Source organism: Paenibacillus sp. FSL K6-1318, assembly GCF_037976905.1.
In the GTDB taxonomy this organism is placed as follows: Bacteria; Bacillota; Bacilli; order Paenibacillales; family Paenibacillaceae; genus Paenibacillus; species Paenibacillus amylolyticus_A.
In genome coordinates this window covers 2,400,275-2,420,615 of the sequence record NZ_CP150270.1, presented here as the reverse complement: position 1 = coordinate 2,420,615, position 20,341 = coordinate 2,400,275, and the positions used below count along the sequence as shown (strand labels likewise).

At 46.0% G+C, this 20,341-nt stretch carries 23 protein-coding genes; 2 read left to right on the top strand and 21 right to left on the bottom strand.

Features of this window, described 5'->3' with window-relative positions; genetic code table 11:
* Nucleotides 1-49: 49 nt before the first annotated feature.
* Both sucC and NYE45_RS10795 read right to left on the bottom strand, forming a co-directional pair.
* Nucleotides 50-1,210: an ADP-forming succinate--CoA ligase subunit beta gene (gene sucC / locus NYE45_RS10800; protein ID WP_062833782.1), complete on the bottom strand. Its 1,161-nt coding sequence runs from the start codon at nucleotides 1,208-1,210 to the stop codon at nucleotides 50-52.
* 244 nt (nucleotides 1,211-1,454) lie between these two features.
* Nucleotides 1,455-1,910 carry a MarR family transcriptional regulator gene (locus NYE45_RS10795; protein ID WP_340016643.1) on the bottom strand — a complete coding sequence of 152 codons (456 nt, stop codon included), beginning with the start codon at nucleotides 1,908-1,910 and terminating at the stop codon, nucleotides 1,455-1,457.
* A 479-nt stretch (nucleotides 1,911-2,389) separates the two neighbouring features.
* Between NYE45_RS10795 and NYE45_RS10790 the strand changes: the two genes are divergently transcribed.
* Nucleotides 2,390-4,000, top strand: coding sequence for a YifB family Mg chelatase-like AAA ATPase (locus NYE45_RS10790; RefSeq protein ID WP_340016642.1), 1,611 nt, complete (start codon nucleotides 2,390-2,392; stop codon nucleotides 3,998-4,000).
* 234 nt (nucleotides 4,001-4,234) lie between these two features.
* Here the strand turns inward: NYE45_RS10790 and NYE45_RS10785 are convergent, their stop codons facing one another.
* The 11 genes from NYE45_RS10785 to rplS form a co-directional block, all read right to left on the bottom strand.
* Nucleotides 4,235-4,786 (bottom strand): nitroreductase, encoded by a 552-nt coding sequence (locus NYE45_RS10785; protein WP_062833779.1) that lies wholly within the window; start codon nucleotides 4,784-4,786, stop codon nucleotides 4,235-4,237.
* A gap of 282 nt (nucleotides 4,787-5,068) precedes the next feature.
* A complete protein-coding gene (locus NYE45_RS10780) occupies nucleotides 5,069-6,265 on the bottom strand; it encodes a carboxypeptidase-like regulatory domain-containing protein (RefSeq protein WP_340016641.1) in 1,197 nt (398 codons plus the stop codon).
* 60 nt (nucleotides 6,266-6,325) lie between these two features.
* A complete protein-coding gene (locus NYE45_RS10775; protein ID WP_340016640.1) occupies nucleotides 6,326-6,487 on the bottom strand; it encodes a paeninodin family lasso peptide in 162 nt (53 codons plus the stop codon).
* Between the two features lie 321 nt (nucleotides 6,488-6,808).
* Entirely contained in the window at nucleotides 6,809-7,207 is a 399-nt protein-coding gene (locus tag NYE45_RS10770) for a YraN family protein (RefSeq protein ID WP_340016639.1), read from the bottom strand.
* The gene (locus NYE45_RS10765; RefSeq protein ID WP_315936340.1) at nucleotides 7,201-7,512 is read right to left on the bottom strand and encodes an EscU/YscU/HrcU family type III secretion system export apparatus switch protein; all 312 of its coding nucleotides are present in this window, start codon (nucleotides 7,510-7,512) and stop codon (nucleotides 7,201-7,203) included. The genes NYE45_RS10770 and NYE45_RS10765 overlap by 7 nt, the downstream gene beginning before the upstream one ends.
* Nucleotides 7,509-8,252 (bottom strand): hypothetical protein, encoded by a 744-nt coding sequence (locus NYE45_RS10760; protein ID WP_340016638.1) that lies wholly within the window; start codon nucleotides 8,250-8,252, stop codon nucleotides 7,509-7,511. Before NYE45_RS10760 ends, NYE45_RS10765 begins: the two co-directional genes overlap by 4 nt.
* Nucleotides 8,236-9,549 (bottom strand): hypothetical protein, encoded by a 1,314-nt coding sequence (locus NYE45_RS10755; protein ID WP_340016637.1) that lies wholly within the window; start codon nucleotides 9,547-9,549, stop codon nucleotides 8,236-8,238. The genes NYE45_RS10760 and NYE45_RS10755 overlap by 17 nt, the downstream gene beginning before the upstream one ends.
* A 45-nt stretch (nucleotides 9,550-9,594) precedes the next feature.
* Nucleotides 9,595-10,296: a ribonuclease HII gene (locus NYE45_RS10750; RefSeq protein ID WP_340016636.1), complete on the bottom strand. Its 702-nt coding sequence runs from the start codon at nucleotides 10,294-10,296 to the stop codon at nucleotides 9,595-9,597.
* Nucleotides 10,297-10,758: 462 nt separating this feature from the next.
* Nucleotides 10,759-11,622 carry a ribosome biogenesis GTPase YlqF gene (gene ylqF / locus NYE45_RS10745; protein WP_062833774.1) on the bottom strand — a complete coding sequence of 288 codons (864 nt, stop codon included), beginning with the start codon at nucleotides 11,620-11,622 and terminating at the stop codon, nucleotides 10,759-10,761.
* Between the two features lie 30 nt (nucleotides 11,623-11,652).
* On the bottom strand, nucleotides 11,653-12,273 hold the full coding sequence (gene lepB / locus NYE45_RS10740) for a signal peptidase I (protein ID WP_062833773.1): 621 nt from the start codon (nucleotides 12,271-12,273) through the stop codon (nucleotides 11,653-11,655).
* 357 nt (nucleotides 12,274-12,630) lie between these two features.
* A complete protein-coding gene (gene rplS / locus NYE45_RS10735; RefSeq protein WP_024630190.1) occupies nucleotides 12,631-12,972 on the bottom strand; it encodes a 50S ribosomal protein L19 in 342 nt (113 codons plus the stop codon).
* A gap of 347 nt (nucleotides 12,973-13,319) precedes the next feature.
* Here rplS and NYE45_RS10730 point away from each other — a divergent pair, with 347 nt between their 5' ends.
* Complete coding sequence (locus NYE45_RS10730; RefSeq protein WP_340016635.1) at nucleotides 13,320-14,285, top strand: polysaccharide deacetylase family protein; 966 nt, start codon at nucleotides 13,320-13,322, stop codon at nucleotides 14,283-14,285.
* Nucleotides 14,286-14,294: 9 nt separating this feature from the next.
* Here the strand turns inward: NYE45_RS10730 and NYE45_RS10725 are convergent, their stop codons facing one another.
* The 8 genes from NYE45_RS10725 to ylxM all read right to left on the bottom strand — a co-directional run bounded on the left by NYE45_RS10725 (nucleotide 14,295) and on the right by ylxM (nucleotide 20,243).
* Nucleotides 14,295-15,536 carry a hypothetical protein gene (locus NYE45_RS10725; protein ID WP_340016634.1) on the bottom strand — a complete coding sequence of 414 codons (1,242 nt, stop codon included), beginning with the start codon at nucleotides 15,534-15,536 and terminating at the stop codon, nucleotides 14,295-14,297.
* 156 nt (nucleotides 15,537-15,692) lie between these two features.
* Nucleotides 15,693-16,067, bottom strand: a complete 375-nt coding sequence (locus NYE45_RS10720; RefSeq protein ID WP_340016633.1) for a VOC family protein — start codon at nucleotides 16,065-16,067, stop codon at nucleotides 15,693-15,695.
* A 185-nt stretch (nucleotides 16,068-16,252) separates the two neighbouring features.
* Nucleotides 16,253-17,020: a tRNA (guanosine(37)-N1)-methyltransferase TrmD gene (gene trmD, locus NYE45_RS10715; RefSeq protein ID WP_340016632.1), complete on the bottom strand. Its 768-nt coding sequence runs from the start codon at nucleotides 17,018-17,020 to the stop codon at nucleotides 16,253-16,255.
* A 1-nt stretch (nucleotide 17,021) separates the two neighbouring features.
* Entirely contained in the window at nucleotides 17,022-17,534 is a 513-nt protein-coding gene (gene rimM, locus NYE45_RS10710) for a ribosome maturation factor RimM (protein ID WP_062833768.1), read from the bottom strand.
* A 339-nt stretch (nucleotides 17,535-17,873) separates the two neighbouring features.
* Entirely contained in the window at nucleotides 17,874-18,104 is a 231-nt protein-coding gene (locus NYE45_RS10705) for a KH domain-containing protein (RefSeq protein WP_017689218.1), read from the bottom strand.
* 23 nt (nucleotides 18,105-18,127) lie between these two features.
* The gene (gene rpsP / locus NYE45_RS10700) at nucleotides 18,128-18,400 is read right to left on the bottom strand and encodes a 30S ribosomal protein S16 (protein WP_017689219.1); all 273 of its coding nucleotides are present in this window, start codon (nucleotides 18,398-18,400) and stop codon (nucleotides 18,128-18,130) included.
* Between the two features lie 52 nt (nucleotides 18,401-18,452).
* Nucleotides 18,453-19,829, bottom strand: coding sequence for a signal recognition particle protein (ffh, locus tag NYE45_RS10695; RefSeq protein ID WP_062833767.1), 1,377 nt, complete (start codon nucleotides 19,827-19,829; stop codon nucleotides 18,453-18,455).
* A 63-nt stretch (nucleotides 19,830-19,892) separates the two neighbouring features.
* Nucleotides 19,893-20,243 carry a YlxM family DNA-binding protein gene (ylxM, locus tag NYE45_RS10690; protein ID WP_017689221.1) on the bottom strand — a complete coding sequence of 117 codons (351 nt, stop codon included), beginning with the start codon at nucleotides 20,241-20,243 and terminating at the stop codon, nucleotides 19,893-19,895.
* Nucleotides 20,244-20,341 lie beyond the last annotated feature (98 nt).

Sequence of the window (20,341 nt, the reverse complement as noted above, 5' to 3'; positions counted from 1 at the left end):
TTACGGTTATTTTTCAATTCCCGGACAGCTCCGGTACTAAGGAATGAACTTATTTTACGAGGGCAACAATTTTCTGTGCACCATCGGCCATGGAATCGGCAGGAACAATATTCAGGCCAGATTCGCCCAGAATACGTTTGCCAAGCTCCACGTTAGTTCCTTCAAGACGAACAACCAGCGGTTTGGTCAGGCCAAGTTGCTTCGCGGCTTCAACAACACCGTTGGCGATAACATCACAGCGCATGATGCCACCGAAGATGTTAACAAAGATTCCAGCTACTTTGGCATCGGACAAAATGATCTTAAATGCTTCAGTCACCTTCTCTGTTGTTGCACCGCCCCCAACGTCAAGGAAGTTCGCGGGGTCCCCACCGTAATATTTAATAATGTCCATCGTTGCCATCGCAAGTCCCGCACCATTGACCATACAGCCGATGTTGCCATCAAGTGCTATGTAGCTGAGGTCGTATTTGGAAGCTTCGATTTCTTTTTCATCCTCTTCATCCAGGTCACGCAGTTCCAAAATGTCTTTGTGACGGAACAGGGCGTTGGAGTCAAAGTTTAATTTCGCATCCAGCGCGATAACGTTTCCATCTCCGGTAACAACGAGAGGATTGATCTCGGCAATAGAGCAATCTTTTTCGACAAAAGCGGTGTACAACGCAAGCATAAACTTCACGGCTTTGTTCACCAGTTCATTCGGAATCTGGATGCTGTAAGCCAGTTTACGCGCTTGGAACACTTGCAATCCAATAGCTGGGTCAATGATTTCTTTGAAAATTTTCTCAGGTGTAGCTTCAGCTACTTCTTCAATCTCAGTACCGCCTTCTTCGGAAGCCATCATAACTACACGGCCTGTGGCACGGTCCACAACAACACCCACATAATACTCTTTGCGGATATCGCATCCTTCTTCAATCAGAAGACGTTTTACTTCTTTACCTTCTGGTCCAGTCTGGTGTGTCACCAATACTTTACCCAGAATTTCGGAAGCATAGGCACGAACTTCATCCGTGCTCTTCGCCACTTTTACGCCGCCGGCTTTACCCCGGCCACCTGCGTGAATTTGCGCTTTAACAACAGTCACCGGACTGCCCAATGCCTCTGCGGCCGCAACCGCTTCATCGACTGTATAAGCAACCTTTCCGTTTGGAACGGTGACTCCATACTGTTTCAGTACTTCTTTTCCTTGATATTCATGGATATTCATTCTCGAATCCTCCTATCAACGTGACTGCAACAAGGCGGGTTGGTAGACTAACAAAAGAAAAATGTTGACTATTTTCACTTAAACCCAATTCATTGTAACACGTTTTTAAAACGCTTTCCTTAAAAAAGTAATGGTTAATAGACAGTATTTTGATATGAGTATGATCCCATATTGTGAATGTTTGGGTATATATGGAAAAAAACCTCAGCTAAAAGCCAAGGTTTCCTCGATGCAAAGCTACATTTTATTTTTTGGTTGCGTTCGTGTTGGTTTCGTGGACTTTTTCCAGTAATCCTTTGAACTGACCCAGCAAAGCTTCAAACTCCGTGCTGTTCAAACACGCGTCTCCCTGAATGGATGCAGGTATGGACAATGCCTTATTACGAAGCTCACGGCCGGAGTCGGTTAGTGTAATTAATACTTTTCGTTCATCCTGAGCCGAGCGTTCGCGATTAATAAGTCCTGCCGACTGCAAACGTTTGAGAAGTGGTGTCAACGTTCCCGAGTCGAGATATAGCGCCTCCCCGATCTCCTTAACCGTACATTCCTCACGTTCCCACAACACCATCAACACCAAGTACTGGGAATACGTTACGCCGAGCACCTCCAGATAGGGCTGGTACATCTTCGTAATCTCACGTGAACAAGCATATATGGCAAAGCATAATTGGTTATCCAGCTTCAAACTGTCCGACTGCATATGTCTTTCTCACCTGCCTATTGTGCATTCTATTCCTTTATACAAAGGAACTATAAATCTATCTTATCACAAATTAGAAAAAAAACAGAATAATTGAGCACAAATGATTTTACCTTTCAATTTAATTATGTTAAATTAGATTGTGTAAAATATAAATATGAATAGATAACCACAGTATATACTCATGATTTAACAACAATGATAGAAGAGCCCATCGAACAGATTCACCCTTTCTCAGGCCAAATTTGATAACTATAATGCAAGTTCATACTTAAAGCATTTTTCACCAATGCTATGTAATAATTTCTATCCAGCACTAAAATTCAGGGATCAGGAACAATGACTACAGCGATGATATGACAGGTTGACTCCATGATTCCTTTTATATAAAATGCTTAGTAGAAGCTGAGGAAGCACCTTAATTCGTAGACTGGCCCGTGTTATGCGGAGTCAAGAATCGAGTGAGGTGTTTCTTTGTTATGTACGGAAAATTGCATAGTGCGTGTTTGTACGGAATTGATGGCGTTCTGATCGAGGTGGAAACCGATTTATCCAATGGTCTGCCACAGACGTCCATCATCGGGTTACCAGATTCAGCCATTCGTGAGGCCGTTGAACGTGTTCGTGCAGCGATTAAAAACTGTGGATATCAGTATCCGTTACAGCGGATTACAATCAATCTGGCCCCCGCTGATCTGCGCAAGGAAGGATCTTCCTTTGATCTGGCCATTGCTATTGGTTTACTTATGACAAGCGGTCAGCTAGTACTTCCTCCACAGGAACGGACATTAGTGGTTGGCGAGCTGGCATTGGACGGTTCGATCAGGTCCGTGCCCGGGATTTTATCCATGGTGGATCTGGCCAAACGACAGGGCTTTACGTCCGTGCTCCTCCCTTCAGATAACGTGGAGGAAGCGTCGTTGATTCGAGGTATTCAAGTGTTTGGCATTCGCCATTTGCAAGATATCACCCCGGAAAACTTAGATCAATCTGCGAGTTCGGTTGGAGTGCCAATTAAAGCCAATGCAGGACCGGTCGTGTTAAAAAATTATTCTCACCTCGCTACTCCTATAACAGATAAGACTCAAGGGGTGGCCGACAGAAGGCGTAGACAAACGTCATTATGTGCAGATGACTATAGCGATGTTCTGGGGCAGCACCATGTAAAACGCGCGCTTATGATTGCTGCAGCAGGCATGCATAACATATTGCTCGTTGGGCCGCCAGGCACGGGCAAAACGATGTTAATCAAACGTCTGCCTTCCATCCTTCCTCCGTTGTCAGAAGATGAAGCATTGGAAGTCACCAAAGTATTAAGTGCCGCAGGCAAGTTGAAAGAAACGCCTCAAGGCCTGATTGCAGACAGACCTTTTCGCTCCCCACATCACACGATATCCACCTCCGGTCTGATTGGAGGCGGTGGTATCCCGAAACCCGGTGAAGTTAGCCTAGCCCACCGGGGTATATTGTTTCTGGATGAATTACCTGAGTTCCAACGTCAAGTGCTGGAGGTATTAAGGCAGCCGTTAGAGGATCGCACAGTGACGATTAGCCGGGCGCGTGCAGCATTCACATTTCCCGCCCAGTTTATGCTCGCATGTTCCATGAATCCCTGCCCCTGCGGATATTTGTCCGCTCATTCGGAGGAGCAGCGCTGTATATGCAGTCCCGCTCGTGTTGCCGCGTACCGCGCCAAAATTTCAGGACCATTGCTGGACCGCATTGATCTTCAGGTCGAGGTTCCTCCACCAGGCGAGTGGCGTAAATCAGCTGCTTCCCCTTCCTCTGAAGAAATGCAGGCAAAAGTGATCCACGCTCATCAAATTCAGGCTGCACGTTATGCCCAAAGTTCAGTCCGTTGGAATAGTCAGCTTTCGGGCACGTTTTTGCGACGAACGATCCATCTCCCCCAAGAGGCAGAGCAACTGTTAGAGCAAACGCTGCAAACGTTGAACTTGAGCATGCGTGCACATGATCGCATTATCAAGATGGCACAGACGATTGCCGATCTGGACCATGATGGTGAAATTATGACGGCTCATGTGGCTGAAGCCATACAGTATCGTCAACTGGATCTTAATTTATTTTGAGAATCATATGGAGGAAAGAACAGGCCGATTTACCCAAAGGCAGTGAAATGGACATGAACCTGTAGACAGCGGAGGAAAATCAAAAAGGGTTTCTTATGCAGGGTCTACAATGCGGATACGCCAACATGACAAAAAAACGTACAAGCCCTTCTTTTTCATGAAGAAAGGGACTTGTACGTAAATTTTCCTAAAACTGATAGGGACTTGGCTGTAGCTACGTATGACAATAGTTCATTATTCAAAAAGAGTCAGTTTGTCCTTGGCTGGTGTGCGTTCTTTGGCAGAAGGAATAACATCGGGATATCCCATATAGATCATACCTATAATCTTCTCACCCGCCTCTATGCCAAGAGGTTTGCGGAATTTGGGAGCGTACAAGAATGGCTTGGTCACCCAGAACGTACCAATGTCTTCACTCCAGGCTGCAAGCATAAAGTTCTGTACTAACGCACTGACCGCAGCGAAGTCTTCGTCCCAGATATTCTGTCTTGGATCTTCCTCCAGAACAACAAGCATAACGGCTGGAACTTGCGTAATATTGGCTGAGAATTTGTTGTCTTCTCCCATTTCTGCATCAATGGCCTCAGCCAGCTTTTTGCGCCCATTCCCGGTAAACAACAAAAATCTCCAAGGTTCACGCAATTTATGATTAGGAGCCCAAACTGCCGTATCCAACAACTCTATGATTTGCTGTGTAGGGACAGCTTCTTTCTTAAACTTTTTCACCGTACGACGGTTTTGAATCGCATTTCTGACTTCATTTGTTGTTTTCGTAGCTTTACTCATCGGCCGTACCTCCCTGTTTATAAAATCATTTGCAACCGCAATAGTGATTCGCGGCCTTGTACATTCAATATAATTTCTTTATGACATAATAAAATACCAGTTTACCTTCTTGATTATACACCCATCTGATCACGAGATTCAAAGGGGAGGCAAAGGTCAGTACCGTTAGGGTCATTACAACAGAAAAGACGACTCTGAATCTTGATTCACCACGAGGGATCATAAAGTCAGAACCGTCTTTTATTCTCATGTTATTTATTCACATATCATATCAACGAGTAATCAATCGTCGTAACTCGCCCCTTCAAACGTGCCATTCCCTTCAAATGTGCCATTAACAAAATCCATTTTGTTGTACTTCTCCTGGTTACCTGCAACATCTGTACTATAGTACTCTACCACCTTGACATCAGGGGCATAAAACTTGACGGGTCCTTCATAGTTTTTCCATTCTCCCCCATTGATTCGATATTGCGTTGTTTTTACGCCCGAACCTTTGACTTCATCTGTTGCCTGAAGTCTGAATGTAAATCCTTTGATGTATATTTTCCCGTTCACAGTATCTGTAATAGGAACTAATCTGTACTTGGTTACTGGAGGTGTAATATCTGCATCTTTCTTAAGTACGATATTAAACGCATTATGATCTCCTTTTAAAAGAGTAACGCTCAGGCTCGTTTTTAAATATCCTGCTGCTTCTCCCGTTATCATTCTAGCCCCTGTTGGTACGCGCTTTATTAAATAGTTGCCTTGAGCATCTGTTGTTGCCGAACCTCCAGCATTAACTTTAGCCCCACTTACTGGATTGCCCGATTCATCTACAACTTTTCCCCGCACGTGTGCCGCCTCTGCCAAAACAACATCCACTCTCAAGGTTCCTCCCTCCCGCACACCCAAGCGATCCTGTTCATATAACATATAATCATCGGCATCTACCCATATTGCAATGTTCGGATTATAAGCGTAATCAATTCCTGTAACCGCATATCGACCATGCTGATCAGTTTTCACTATACGATCAAAGACACTTGTTACTTTTATACGAGCATCTGGAACAGGTCTGCCTGCCTGATCTTTGACTGTTCCCACAATTGTGGAAGGTTCATAAATACGAAAATCTAGCTGTATTTGTTCTCCACCGGACAATCCGTAGGAGCCATAGTGTCTGTACGTCACATAACCCTCTGCTTCAACTACAAAAGTAATGTCCGTATTGTCTTCAACGGACTCTATAATACGATACCGCCCATTCCCATCCGTCTTCACGCTTTTCTCTGACGTATCCCCACGATAATTAAGCCAATACTTGACAGTAGCGTCCTTGACAGGTAATCCCTGACGATCAATAACTTTACCTGATACAGTTGCCTGGCTAGATAGATCGGCTGCATAAGAAACTCCGGAATACATGATTCCAAACAAAATGAAACATAAAGATAGTGTACTTAGTCGAATTATCCATTTGATACTTGTCTGCATCTTCTCACTACACCTCACCATTTATTTTATTGATCAAACATTCCTCTTTAACCTCTTAAATTAACTGACCATAAGTTCAAGCTTCCAGAATTCTCCGTCCCAAACATATTGCCAAATCCCCTGTCCACCGTCCATGGTCTCGCTGATATCCAGCACTTCCATCCGAGGGCACTCCCATACTTGTTTTACTGTGTTGTTCAAAGTATTCTGAAGCTCTTTCATACATCCCACCAACCTCTCTTTAAATTTCAACTTTCTTAGTTTATTACAAATGATACATTTTGTATCTATAAATTTATGAAATACACTGATTTTATTATCAATGCTCTATCCTCTGTTTGGTGATTTCATAGTTAAAACAAAAAAAGCCGCAGCTCCTGTATGAAGAGGAACTACGACTTTATTATATTAACTAATTTCAAAACTAAAACAAATGAAAAGATAAGACATAATTAAACTTGTACTTCGAAATAACTGACCAACCCACATTAAAAAGATACATTTCGTATCAATAAATACAGCAATAACTTTTTAGTGTAATTCTTAAAAAGCATTAACAATATGATTCACAGAGACAGTCTCTCCTGCTTGATCAAGCATTACGGCAATTACATCAAAACGGATCTGAAGTTCCGTCTCTCCCGTCATTTGCAAATACACGGATGCGGTTGAGCGCACCTGCTGCATTTTACGCATATCCACCGATTCCTGAGGTGTACCGTACTGAGTGGCTCCACTTCTGCTCCTTACTTCTACAAAGACAATCAGGCCCTCGTAGGAAGCAATGATGTCAATCTCACCGCTACGGCAACGCCAGTTCTGTCTAATGATCCGATAATTGTGCTCTCGCAGCCATTGACAGGCAGCCTCTTCACCTAATCGACCCTTCTGCTGTCGTGTGAGCTTCAGATCCGGCCCCCGGCCCAATCTACGTTCTACCATGACTCATGTTCCTCACGTCCTGAGGCCATTCGATCTGCACGGTAGACATACGTTAGCACCTCCGCGACCAGTTGATACAGTTCAGCTGGAATCTGTTCATCCAGATCCAACTTGGAGAGCACCTCCACAAGTGCTGCATCCTCCTGAACAGCCACACCGTTTTCTCTGGCTTTATCCAGAATGGCTTCTGCCACTTTGCCGCGCCCCTTGGCTACAACAACAGGTGCTTCGCTCTCTCCAGGAACATATTTTAGGGCAACCGCCTTTTTGGAGAGCAGGTCCGGTTGTGACGACTCGTCTTTCATACCTTCAAGTCCACCCCTTTGTATCGTTCAGGACTATAGTCCGAGGCCCTCGTTTTTCGTTCCGCGCCCGGCTCCTGGCCCGCAGGCCACGGTTCCGCCTTGAAGGTCAGCAGTTGATAGCCCAACTTGTCCAATGCCTGATGGATTACCTCTCGTCCGCTCTCCAGAAGCGGCCCCATCCCTTCCCGATCATTTAATACACGCAGACTGACAATGTTATTAACCACATGGACATCTACCAGAGTTGGCCCAAGACTTTTCATGTCCAAATCAAACCATAGACGGCAGTTGGACGCATCCAGCTCTCCACGAGGTCCACGACGTGATTGAATCTGAACAGACGCCGTTTCTTCCCCGTCCGGTCCAGTGATCGGAATAAACCAGTGCATCTGTGCAAATGTAGCGCTGCGATCTGTCGTCAGCAATAACTGCTGACCTGTCAGATATTGCACCGCTTGTCCCGCGGCATCCTTGAGTGCCGCCGGCGCACCTTCGCTGCTGGCAAGCTGCAGCAGCAAACCCTTCAGCGTGTCCGCATTCGCCGGACTCGCCGCATCCCCCACGCGCGGCTGCGCTGCCGCGCCGTGAACGGCCTGCTGCTCGTGCTCCGCACCGAGCAGCTTCAGCACGCGCCCCACCCACGGGTCCCCCTCGTGGGTGACAGGCGCGGGCACTGCCGCAGCTCCCGCAGGTGCTGCGGCACTACCGCCAGCCGGCGGCGCATCAGCGCCGGCTGGCAACAGCGCGGCACGCCTCCGGCGCCGCGGCCGCCTGGCCGCCCTGCGATGCAGGGGCGGCCTGTGCTGCCGCACCAGGCTGTGCCGGTGCGGCAGTGGACGCGCTGCGCAGGGCGTCCAGCAGCGCCAGCAGCTTGGGCGCCAGCTGCGCTGCCGTAGGCGCTGCTGGCGCCGCCTGGCCTGCTGCGGACGGAGTCCCCGCAGCAGCAGGCGTTTCAGCGCGGCCGTCAGTCCGACCGGCCGCGCCTGCTTCAGGCTGGCCTGCATTTACACGGCCAGCCACAGATTCTGCTGCCGCCCCTGGTGTACCCGGGCGGCTCCCAGCTTGGCCCGCGTCAGCCCCGCGCGGGCCCTCTCCAGGTATTCCGGTTCCAGACGGAATACCTGCGCCCCCTTTGCCAGCCGTCTCAACGTTGCTGGCAACTGCCTTCGTCGCGGCTTCAGCATTTCCTGCTCCTTCGCCGGTCTGCAGGTTTCCTTTCACCGCATTAGCTGCATCCTCTGTCCCGCCATCCGTCATAGATATAGCTCCTGCCAATGCCGCTTGTCCTTGTTGCGTCGACAAAACAGGAGTTCCTGTTCCAGCTACCTGACGGCCATTACCTGATGTAGCCAACCCTTCTTCCATCTGCGCTGCATTCGGCAATACAGGCACACCAGCCACAACAGTTGGTTTCATGGCAGCCGATTGTTCTCCAGGCAATGCCGGTTTACCTGTTGTTTGAGTCAACATCGTTTCCAACTGATCAGCCAACCCGCTTAACAACTGATGCAGAGGGGGGCCAAACACCGTCTGATGTAATCCTTTTACCGTTTCCGCCGTAACCGGGAGACCACGCTGAAAAGCAATTCCCGTCGCCTGCACCCATTCTTCCACAGGTACCTGTGCAGGTTTAGCTGTCATCATATTTTGGACCATAGCCACATTATCCTTCGTTAGCGGCAATCCGCTACGCTGCATGGCAAGTAACAGTTCCCGATTTCCTTTCGTATCCGGCAGTCCTACATCCTTAAGCAGGTTGTTCAGCGAAGCTTGTGGCAGCTCAGCAAGTGTTCCCGCCATAGGTTTCATTACCGTTATGCCATTTTCACCTGGAGGCTGTACTTGAAGCAACGTGGTCTCACCCGGACGGAGTGGAGTCTCCAACTTGGCGCGCACCTGCACACCTTGAATCTGCAGAACCGCTTCTCCCCCATCATCGGATACACTAACGACGGAGCCACGAACCACCTGACCTTCCTTTAATTCAAGCGGTTTGGCATTGCCGGGCTTACTATCTCCCATTAACCCCTTAATCATGGAACCGATATTCAAATCTCTCCCCCTCCTTCCTTCAAGCCTCTGTTAAAACAACGATTGCTGCTCTCCAAGCAGATTGCCCAGAAAACTGCGCCGATGCATCGGGGTTGCCCCCAACGCCATAATTTGCTCCCGATGAACTTTTGTTGCATATCCTTTATGTATCGACAAACCATATTCCGGATATAACGTATCCCATTCTTCCTTACACAGCCGATCTCGCGTTACCTTGGCAATAATAGATGCCGCTGCGATCGATTGACTATTGGCGTCACCTTTAATAATGGACAGTTGAGGTACATTCAGATCCACCTTCTCGGCATCCACCAGCATATAATCTGGAAGTTCCCCCAATGCTTCAACAGCACGTTTCATCGCGAGTCTCGCAGCCTGCTTGATATTAAGGCGGTCAATCGTTTCTGCATCCGCATACCCGATTCCTACCGCCAGCGCCTTTTCCATAATGACGTCATATAGTGCATCACGTTTTTTCTCCGTCAATTTCTTGGAGTCATTCACACCTTCCAGAATGAGATCCTTCGGTAAAATAACCGCCGCTGCGACAACATCCCCAAACAAGCATCCCCGTCCTACCTCATCAATACCAGCAATACGTTCAAACCCACTGTCCCAACACTCCCGCTCGTAGAGCAACAGATCTCGAGGTTCACTGGCTTCTTTTTTCTTCTTCGGTCCAACCGGGGTATCCAGTAGATTCAACCCGATCTCTTCATTATTTTCAACCATAACGCTCATCTCCTCTACCCACGCTTCTTCTGCATGCGTATCACTTACAACTTTTTATAATATAGACGTAGATTCTCTGTCTTTGTTCTGTACAACCTGTATCTCTTAGCAAAACTTTTCCTTGAGGTTTACAACAATAAAGATAGTGATGTCTTCATTTATCGGTATTTGATGGTTTAAATTGAATATATCAGACCTCGTCTAATCTAAATTGCACCACCATTTATCATAGCACGATTTTGACACACCTGATATATAGGTCAGGCAATTCCATTAAGCGTACTCTTCTTCAATCCTCTTCCATTTTTATCGTTTTTAACGCCATTTCCGTTTCTACTTCCGAGTTTTGATACACAAAAAACGACCGCTCCCGGTAATCCGGTAACGGCCGCTTCTTTCGGCACGTGCATATATGAAATGAACAGATGAGGATGGTGATCTTCATCGTGTAGAGTCCATTTTCTAATAGGGAGCTTCCATGGAGAACCGTCCCATTTTACCCGCTCGCAGTTCTCGCAGAAATGCTCGCGATGCCTTTTCCAGATCAATACGTCCACCGCTTACAACACAACCACGGACACGACCCACTTGTTCCATAATCGCAATAACACTGTCTGAATCATCCGCATCCTTGGAAAACTCCTGAAGTCCGTATCTCTCTTCCAGGGCGTCCCAGTAATAACGCATCAGGTAGCTGATTCCAAAAAAGGCGATATCCTCTGCATTCAGAATTTCCTCTTTGATCGCACCTGTTACGGCAAGACGATAACCTACATTCTGATCTTCGAATTTGGGCCAAAGAATACCCGGAGTATCCAAAAGCTCCATTTCTTTGCCTACCTTGATCCACTGTTGCCCCTTCGTGACACCAGGACGATCTCCTGTTAACGCAATACTCCGTCCAGCCAGTCGGTTAATCAGGGTTGATTTACCAACATTCGGAATACCCACAATCAATCCACGAACCGCACGAGGGTTAATTCCTTTGGCAATTTGACGATCAATTTTTTCTTTCAGAAGAAGCTTCGCCTGTACTGGAATGTCTTTAACGTTGGTGCCTGTCGAGGCATCCACAGGAAAAGCGGTAATTCCTTCTTTTTTGAAATATTCGATCCATTCTTGCGTCACTTTAGCATCTGCCAAATCCGATTTGTTCAACAAAATCATCCGGGGTTTGTCCAGCAATATTTCGTCAATCATCGGATTACGGCTGGAGACAGGCAGACGGGCATCCAATAGTTCGATGACCACGTCGATGAGCTTTAACTTATCCTGAATCTGGCGTCTGGCTCGAGTCATATGACCTGGAAACCATTGTATCGTCACCTTGTCTTCACCTCATTATTTACTTCAGTTTCAGTGGTTGATCCACTTGATCTCACCGATCGGCCAGAAAATCACATCTGCACGACCAATAATATCTTCTAACGAAACATAACCGATCATACGGCTGTCTGTACTATTTGGACGGTTGTCTCCCATAACAAACACATGACCTGCCGGCACTTTGCCATCAGGGAACTGCTCATTCGGGAAATCCTTCACATTATATGTTCCACCATTCGCTTCAGCAGCATCAATGGCTCCTTGAATATACGTTTCATCAACCTTTTTACCGTTAACCATCACGGTATCGTCCTGAACCTCCACCGTATCACCTTCTACAGCAATAACACGTTTAATGAAATCTCGACCTTCGGTTGGTACGTGGAAGACGATAACCTCACCGCGCTTCGGTTCTCTGATATCATATAAGATTTCGTTGACGATCACCCGTTCACCCGTTTCAAAGTTCGGCTGCATGGACGGTCCGTCCACAACAAACGGTTTGAAGAGCAACCACCGAATCAGAATGACGAGAACTAATGCGATAACAATGGCTTTAAGCCATTCAACAATTTCATTTTTAGCTTTTTTGGATCGACTGTCTTTCTCTTCGGCAGGATTTCCCCGGTCATGTTGAACTTCTTGTTCCATTCAAGATCTTCCTCTCTTCACAGTACATGTTTATAGCAGTACACACATCCAGCATTCTGCATCGTTCCAATAACTCAATGGATGGATACAAAACATTTACATCAGTTATGTAATCTTTGACCAAGCATTACAGTACATTTAATCCACAATTCAAATGCCTTCAAGAGGTTGTTCAAAAAGTCGGTACTGAAACCGGTCTTTTGAACACACACTTCAATAACTGATTTTACAAGCCTCCCGGACTATTCCCTGCATGTGTTGCCATACCATTTTACTCGGAAGTGTACCTCCGGTTCAACTTTTCCCGGACAAAAACGAAAAGGGCTTGTCTCCAAGCCCTTCCCGGTATCCGTTATATTAACGAATTTCTTTAATTCTCGCTGCTTTACCGCGTAGTTCACGAAGATAATAAAGCTTCGCACGACGCACTTTACCACGGCGAGCCACTTCGATTCTATCGATTTTAGGGGAATGAAGCGGGAAAGCTCTTTCCACACCTACACCGTAAGAAATTTTACGAACTGTAAAAGTCTCACTGATTCCACCACCACGGCGTTTAATCACAACACCTTCGAACAATTGGATACGCTCACGAGTTCCCTCGATTACCTTAACGTGCACTTTCAAAGTGTCACCAGGACGAAAACTCGGAATATCCTTACGAAGTTGTTCTTGTGTAATCGCTTGAACGATATTCATCTATGACTCCCTCCTTCCGTACAGGCGTTCATACTTCTTCCAGAGATCACCTTGTCTCCTTCATTATCCATAGAGGACCGCCGTATTCCACATAACAGACTTATTGTATCACGCAGCATATCAAAACACAAGAGAAATTAAACAAAATGCCTATTGTTCAATCTGCCGCTTTGAAACTCATCCATCACATGTAGACTTCATTCTTAAATACATTCTCCCACATGGCAATTTATGAACACTCTCTTCGGCATGCCAACCTGATACAGGAAAAAATAATGTAACCTCCCGTACATAAATATCGTCTATGATATAACTTAATGACACTTCAAAGGAGAACCCAAAGACTCATGAAATATTGGAAAAAGATCACGCTTGCTGTACTCGCCATCCTCACATGCTCCATTACACTGTATGCATATGCCGTAACTCATCCGACGAATGCCATGTCACACAAAGCCTGTACCTCCTGGGATATGGTCAAAGGCAAAGCATTCCAGCTATCACATACTGACTTCTCTAGCCAATCTACGCTGGATCGTTCCACCTTCAAGATTGAACAAGGTACCGCTACAGAAGTGCCTGTACTGATGTATCATTACATAGAGCCCAAACTGAACAATCACGAAACAGGTAATAAATCCATCATTAATCTGGAGGATTTCGAGCAAAATATGAAATACCTGCACGATGAAGGCTACCGTACGATTACACTGAATCAGCTTGAACAATATGTCAACGGGAAGATCTCCCTACCACAAAAGTCCATTGTAATTACCTTTGATGATGGTTACCAGAACAATTATACGTTAGCTTACCCTGTGCTTCAAAAATATAATTTCCACGCCTCGCTGTTTGTCATAGGCAGTAAAATTCAGGAGCAACCTTCGGAATTTGATCCCGCCATTAACAGCTTCATCTCCAAGCAAGAGATGCAGGCGGCAACTGACGTATTTGAATTCAACAGCCATACCTATAACCTGCATCACAAGGGATTTATCCGCTGTGGCAACAGTGTTCCTGTCGGTCTGGACACTAGTCTTCTGGATGATGATATCCAGCAAATGAAGCAAACCGGAATAGACACACCTTATCTGGCCTATCCTTTTGGCTATACCAGTACACAGATGATCTACAAGTTACAGCAACATGGATATCGTATGGCCTTTACCGTAAAGTCTGGATTTGTGCATCCAGGAGATCCTCCCATGAAGCTACCTCGCTTGACGGTCACGACAGGTACTGACCTGGCGTCCTTGCTTCAGCCCGAATCCAGTCCACAGAACGAATTATCTACATCCGAGAATGACCAATGAAACCTAGATTTAAACTTCCCCGCCGGGATACAGAGTCGAGCTATACAGCCTTTTAAGCTGTGGCTTGGCTCTTTTTGCATCAGTAAGTGATAATGTCATCGGAGAGCTGGAATACATCACTGCTTCCTCTGCGTCATAGATGATGATCTGTTCTTTCCCCGTCTGAACCAGGTCTGCATGCACCACATATCCCTCTTTCGGGAATTCAGTAACCGTTTTCATGTCTCCATCTACCAAAGAAGGCAACACATCTCCACCTCGGCGATACGCCAAAATATAATCAAGTCCACCTTCATCCCAGTTACATACAGGCTCTATAATCGTTAACCACCCACGAGTCGTGCGATTTTCTTTCCATATTTCTTTTCCGTCACGATCCAGCATGAACATCCCATCCTTACCGTTCTCATCCCCCCGGATAATCCGGTCCAAGCCTGCAATCTGTAACCCTTCCATTCCAGTACAAAAATGGCCCAGCGCAATATGCTGTGATTCAATTGAATCTTCATAACGCCATTTCTCATTACCATAGCGGTCCATCATGACCGTGACGCTGCCACCAATAACAACCTCGACTTGCCCATCACCGTCAACGTCGCCAAACCATATACAGTCGGCATGATCCTCGAGATTATGACAAGACCATAACAACGTCCCATCATGATCCAGCATGTCATATCCGGCCATCACTTCATCTTTCCCATCTCCATCAATATCATATACCCATGGAAAATGTCCCGGATTCCCTTCATGCTTCCATAACAAATTAAATTCATGGTCGAGTGCCCATAACGTCTTATAGCGGTCTTTCAGTATAATGTCCATTTTCTGCTGCTTACCCGTCAGGTTGGCGAGAATAATGCAATCATGTGCTTCATCACCTGGCAGATCATGTGTTTCTTTGATCTCTCCAGTCTCGCCATTCAACACGAGAAATTGTTTGTCCATGACACACAATATTTCATTATTTCCGTCACCATCCCAATCTGCGATCTGAGCGGGATAGTCTGAGCCTGGACCGCCTGCATTCGGATCAGGTGTTCCCACCTGCCATAGTAATGTTCCTTCCAGATCAAACGCAGTCAAGCAGCAGACCTGATGCGGAACATACCGATCGTCTATGCCCCCATCTGCCTGTACCAGCAACATCTCAAGTCTGCCGTCCCCATTCAGATCTCCCAAAAGCATTTTGCAGCGTTCTCCGGCCTGGCTAATATCTACTCTGGCGATTTCATAAGGCTGATGATTCATAACCTTCCTCCTCAGCATATCGTTGTTATTCAAATCCAGCTGAGTTCACCATAAAGAAAACCCCTTATTTTTACAACCCTATTATGTGGTCATGCAAAAATGTTCAAAGCTGCAAGAAAGTACTCACGTCAACAAGAACCGTTTTAAACGAATGATTCATACCCACTCTAAGAACTCAAGACGATTGCCAAAAGGATCATTTATATAGAATCGTCGTACACCTTCATCTACCCTTGCTTCGTCATCGACAATATGAATATGGTTATGATTTAGATGATCACGCAACTGATCCAAATGTTGTACATGAAAGGCCGGATGAGCTTTTGTAGCGGGAATGAAATCTTTTTGTACACCAATATGCACTTGGTGTCTGCCACAATCGAACCATACACCACTCCGTTTTCTTAGAGCTTCAGGTTTGGGAATCTCGGTCCATCCCAATACATTATTGAAAAAATGACGCGCCTCCGCCTCACAACCTTCTGGTGCTGCGAGCTGAATATGATCAAGACCAATCATATTGTAAGTCATTCATACACCCCCTCCTGTTTCACTTAATGAAACTTAGTTTTAAAATATATCTATATTTTATAGGATGGACCAATCGAAATCCAGCTCTCTTCTTACAATATAAATAAAAAAAGCCAACCTGTGGTATCAAGGTTAGCTTTTCGAACTCTAAAAAAAGATATATTTACGTGTTCATACGATGCATATTACTCAATGTTATTTTCACGGTTTGAGCGTATCTTTTTCAACCAAATTCGCTCTTTGTCCGTCAAGTCGGCCGTTTCCAACATCTCTGGTCTACGCTCTAGCGTACGAAGCAAAGATTGTTCTCTACGCCACGCCTCAATGTTCAGGTGATGTCCTGACAACAGCATATCCGGCACTCTCATGCCCCTAAACTCGGGTGGGCGTGTGTAATGTGGATATTCCAGGAGTCCGGTGCTGAATGAATCGGTTACTGCGCTTGTCTCATTGCCAAGCACACCGGGGATAAGTCGTACGATGCTGTCGATCGCAACCATAGCAGGCAACTCCCCACCAGTGAGTACGTAATCACCAATGGATAGTTCATCCGTCACGAGAAATTCGCGGATTCGCTCATCGTAACCTTCATAATGTCCGCATATAAAAATCAGATGATCTTCCTGTACAAGTTCTTCTGCTTTTTTCTGTGTAAACGTCTCACCTTGCGGACACATTAAAATGATACGTGGAGCTTTCATCGTTGCCGCGGCTTCTCCGCGTTGCTCCAGCACATCTTCAACAGCAGCAAAGATCGGATCTGGTTTCAGCACCATGCCTCCCCCCCCACCGTAAGGAGCATCATCGACCGTATTGTGTTTATTTGTCGCATAATTACGGAAGTTGGTTGCACCGAGGGACACCAGCCCCTTCGTTTGGGCTTTACCCAAAATGCTTGCTCCGAATACGCCGTCAAACATCTCCGGGAATAATGTTAATACATCCACTTTCATGTTACAGCAGTCCTTCCATCAGATGAATCTTCACTTGCTGCTGTTCAATGTCCACATCAAGTACTACATCATCAATAACAGGAATCAGTACTTCTTTGCCTGCTGGCGTTTTGACAACCCATACATCATTGGCACCAGGAGTCAAAATTTCAGAGATGGTGCCAAGCGTTTCACCCTCTTCAGTGATGACAGAACACCCAACGATTTGATGGAAGTAGTATTCACCTTCCTCCAGTTCAGCCAGGTTCTCTTTCAACACTTTGGCCATGCCGCCTTTAAACTTCTCGACTTCATTAATATTGCCATACTCTTTCAGACGAAGAATATACATATTCTTATGCAAACGTGAAGATTCCACGTTGACCATGACTGGATGATTATCTGGTGTAAAGAAAAACAGCTCTGCATTTTTCGCGAAACGCACTTCCGGGAAATCAGTTAAAGGCATGATTCTTACCTCGCCGCGAATTCCATGCGTATTGACGATTTTACCTACATTCATAAACTCTGCCATAGATCCTCCTACGAAATTAAATCAAACTAAACAGCTACTTCGACTCTCGTACGGTCGTTCCGGCGACGGTTCGTTCTTTCGATCGCTGTTACCCCCTCATTTTTCGAACTTACTTTAAAAGGTGAAAATGAGGTGATAGCGTATGCTTCCGATGTAGCTTTCTTTCAGAAAGCTTTAAGGCGAACGCTAACGCTTCTCCAGAATCGATCCCGTCCCCTGCACTGCTCCGAAGTCACTCATACCCAAAAATATTTTAATTCAATATCTAATCCAACATATTAAGTTCAGCATGCACGAAAAGGGGCTAGGACATGCATCCTAACCCCCTTTCGTATATCTTTAAGATATGATATCAACGGTAACCCGTTTATCCATCTTAACTGCTGCTGATGTGACGACCGTGCGAAGAGATTTTGCGATTCGTCCCTGTTTACCAATTACCTTCCCGACATCGTCAGGATGAACGGTTAACTCATAAACGACAAGCCGGTCTTTCTCAACCGTCCGAACCGTCACATCTTCCGGATGATCGACCAAAGCCTTAGCAATTATGCTTACTAATTCTTCCATAGATGACCCTCCGAATCAGCACTTTATTTAGATAATTTAGACTCGTGGAACTTCTTCATCACGCCCGCTTTGCTAAGCAAGTTGCGGACAGTGTCAGATGCTTGTGCACCGTTTTGAAGCCATGCCAATGCTTTATCTTCATCGATCTTAACAACAGCCGGTTGTTCAACCGGGTTGTAGTAACCGATCTCCTCGATAAAACGACCGTCACGTGGGGAACGGGAATCCGATACCACTACGCGGTAGAAAGGAGCTTTGTGAGCACCCATACGTTTCAGACGAATACGAACTGCCATTTGAAAATTCACCTCCTTCAATGAAATCTGTATATGATTTAGCTTCGCTTAATTAACGGAAAGGAAACTTCATTCCTTTACCCATACCTTTAAGCTGCTTCATAGCTTTATTTTTACCGCCTTTAGGTCCCATCATATCCGAGAACTGTTTCATCATGCGGCGCATCTCATCAAACTGCTTGATCAGACGATTTACTTCAGCCAGAGATGTTCCGCTCCCCGTAGCAATACGCTTCCGGCGGCTATGGTTGATCATGTCCGGGTTCCGTTTCTCTTCGGTCGTCATAGAGTAGACGATCGCTTCGATCCGGCCCATTTGTTTATCATCAACCTTCAGATCCTTGGCTTGTTTCATCTTGCCCATGCCGGGGATCATATCCATGATCTGATCGATTGGTCCCAGCTTTTTCACTTGATCCATCTGCTCCAGGAAATCTTCAAACGTGAATTCTGCATTACGCATCTTCCGTTCCATTTCCTTGGCTTTATCGGTATCAATGTTTAATTGTGCTTTCTCAATCAGAGATAACATATCACCCATACCGAGGATCCGTGAAGCCATACGTTCCGGGTGGAACGGCTCCAACGCGTCAAGTTTCTCTCCAAGGGAAGCAAACTTGATTGGACAACCCGTAACTGCTTTGACGGAAAGCGCAGCACCACCACGAGTATCTCCATCCAGCTTGGTCAGGACAACCCCGGTCAGATTAAGCTGCTGGTTAAAGTGTTCTGCTACGTTAACCGCATCCTGACCTGTCATGCTGTCTACGACAAGCAGTACTTCATCCGGATTCACTACGCTGTGAATCTGGCGAAGCTCTTCCATCAGCTCTTCATCGACATGCAGACGTCCAGCCGTATCGATAATGACATAATCATTACCGTTATCTTTGGCATGTTGAAGACCTTGACGTGCAATCTCAACAGGGCTTGTCTGATCTCCCAGTGTGAATACCGGCGCTTTGATCTGCTCGCCGAGTACTTGCAACTGTTTGATCGCTGCCGGACGATAAATATCGCCTGCAACAAGCAATGGTCTGCTGTTTTGCTTTTGCAGCATTTTAGCCAGTTTACCAGATGTGGTTGTTTTACCAGCACCCTGCAAACCAACCATCATCAGCACCGTAGGCGGTTTGTTCGCTTTAGCCAATTTCGCCTGGCTTCCACCCATCAAATCCGTTAGTTCCTTGTTAACGATGTCGATGATGACCATTCCTGGCGTGAAGCTCTCCATCACTTCTTTGCCAACAGCCTTCTCTTTCACCTTGGCGATGAATTCCTTGACCACTTTGAAGTTTACATCCGCTTCGAGCAATGCCAGACGTACCTCGCGCATAGCTTCGGCTACATCCTCATCAGACACCTTGCCTTTGCCGCGCAGCTTGCTGAACACATTCTGTAATCGGGTCGTTAATCCTTCAAATGCCATGATCCCACCTCCTTAAGCTTTAATACTGTTTTCCAGACCGATACGTTCCGCTCAACCAAAGTTTCATTCACTAAGCTGAGCAACGATATCGTGTATTTGTTTGTTGTTATCAATGGAGACGCCTGCGCGTTCCAATGCATTTTGCAAATCTTCAAGATTGCGATTACGCCGTTCATGCTTTTCCAGCAAGCCCAGCTTGCTTTCGTAATTTTCCAGCACTTGTTCGGCACGCTTGATATGCTCGTATACCGCCTGGCGGCTGATCTCAAACTCGGCTGCAATTTCACCAAGTGAAAAATCGTCATGAAAGTAATACTTTAGAAAAGTCTGCTGTTTCTCGGTAAGTAACAATTCATAAAAAGCAAACAGCAAGTTAATCCGGTTTGTCTTCTCAAGCCGGTTTTCTTGACTCACATCGGGGCACTCCCTTCGTCAAGGAAAAACACTTTACACTCTTGCAACGTTCCTAATAATACCTAAAACAAATCAGGTTGTCAAGCAAAAATACTTGT